The 2,042-nt window shown below is 57.1% G+C and carries 2 rRNA genes (1 of these 2 running past the window's edge); both read right to left on the bottom strand.

The annotated features are described in order from the left end of the window. Nucleotides 1–749: 749 nt before the first annotated feature. Nucleotides 750–865 (bottom strand): 5S ribosomal RNA (rrf, locus tag SAHL_RS16355). Between the two features lie 65 nt (nt 866–930). Continuing rightward, nucleotides 931–2,042, bottom strand: a 23S ribosomal RNA gene (locus SAHL_RS16350) (it continues 1,783 nt past the right edge of the window).

Genomic DNA, 2,042 nt, shown 5'->3' with positions numbered 1-2,042 from the left:
ATGGCCGCAAAAGCGGCAATCTAAACCCAAGGGCTCTGGATCAAAACGCTACTAAAACCGGGGCATGGTCGGTGGATCGCCCTACAGGGGGCTGTCGGTAACGATGACATCATAGCCACGCTGAGCCGAACCGCGGACCGTCGATAATCGCGCGCGAGCGCGACGACCCTGCCGCTGTCTGTCACCCGCCGTACGCGTACGGTTCGGCCGACGACGGCATACATCCGGTCTGCGCCAGCACGCATGAAGAAGCCCCGGCGTGGATTTCCACCCCAACCTTGATAGAACCCTTGCTTACGGAGATTCACGGACCCGAGTATGCGTCGGCCCCTATTCAAATCGCAGCCCGGCCAACGACAAGTCGAACGGCGGCCGCGGTCTTGGTGCGTTACGGCCTGAATGGGCGACGGTCCGAACCGTCATTCGGCCCGGCTTTCCGTCGACTCCAAGACATCTCGTCACATGCGGACCGCAAGTGGAAACGGCAGTCTTGCCGGTCCTGAGCCCTCACGGGCTCGGCAACCCGCGACATCCCGATTCAAATCTTAAGACGCAACGGCTCGCCCGCTCGACCAGCACGCACCGATCTCACCCGCGGCGCCTTCGAACGACGACGAAGGGATCAACATCTTCGGGCATGGCCGGCCCCATATTACGCCCGGGTAATGAAGCATCCTTGACAACGCACGCAACGCGGCTCGCAGACATAAAAAAAGCCCCGAGCGGATGCTCGGGGCTTTTACTATAGAGCCTGGCGGTGACCTACTCTCGCACGGGGAGACCCCGCACTACCATCGGCGCTGAGTGGTTTCACTTCCGAGTTCGGAATGGGTTCGGGTGGTTCCCACTCGCTATGGCCGCCAGGCAAACTGGAAACAATCTGTGTGCAATCGAACACTGCGCGGTTGCGCAAAAACGCTTGAGCGTTATATGACCAAGTCTCACGGGCAATTAGTACCAGTAAGCTGAACACGTTGCCGTGCTTACACATCTGGCCTATCAACGTCCTCGTCTTGGACGACCCTTAAGAGCCCTCAAGGGGCTAGCGAGATCTCATCTTGAGGTGGGCTTCGCGCTTAGATGCTTTCAGCGCTTATCCCTTCCGCACGTAGCTACCCGGCAGTGCCACTGGCGTGACAACCGGAACACCAGAGGTGCGTCCATCCCGGTCCTCTCGTACTAAGGACAGATCCTCTCAAATCTCGAACGCCTACGGCAGATAGGGACCGAACTGTCTCACGACGTTCTAAACCCAGCTCGCGTACCACTTTAAATGGCGAACAGCCATACCCTTGGGACCTGCTTCAGCCCCAGGATGTGATGAGCCGACATCGAGGTGCCAAACTCCTCCGTCGATGTGGACTCTTGGGAGGAATCAGCCTGTTATCCCCGGCGTACCTTTTATCCGTTGAGCGATGGCCCTTCCATACAGAACCACCGGATCACTAAGACCTACTTTCGTACCTGCTCGACCCGTCGGTCTCACAGTCAAGCACCCTTTTGCCTTTGCACTCATTGCGCGATTTCCGACCGCGCTGAGGGTACCTTTGCACTCCTCCGTTACTCTTTGGGAGGAGACCGCCCCAGTCAAACTACCCACCATACACTGTCCCTGGCCCAGATAATGGGCCTAGGTTAGAACCTCAAACATTTCAGGGCGGTATTTCAAGGGTGGCTCCACGCTGGCTAGCGCCAACGCTTCAAAGCCTCCCGCCTATCCTACACAAAAATGTTCAAAATCCAGTGTAAAGCTATAGTAAAGGTGCACGGGGTCTTTCCGTCTTGCCGCAGGAACACTGCATCTTCACAGCAATTTCGATTTCACTGAGTCTCGGGTGGAGACAGTGTGGCCATCGTTACGCCATTCGTGCAGGTCGGAACTTACCCGACAAGGAATTTCGCTACCTTAGGACCGTTATAGTTACGGCCGCCGTTTACCGGGGCTTCGATCAAGAGCTTCGTCCGAAGACTAACCCCATCACTTAACCTTCCGGCACCGGGCAGGCGTCACACCCTATACATCCACTTACGTGTTAGCAGAG

This window comes from Salinisphaera orenii subsp. halophila YIM 95161 (assembly GCF_003732545.1).
Classification (GTDB): Bacteria; Pseudomonadota; Gammaproteobacteria; order Nevskiales; family Salinisphaeraceae; genus Salinisphaera; species Salinisphaera orenii_A.
The sequence above is the reverse complement of the archived record's forward strand: the minus strand, read 5'-3'. Positions and strand labels throughout refer to the sequence as shown.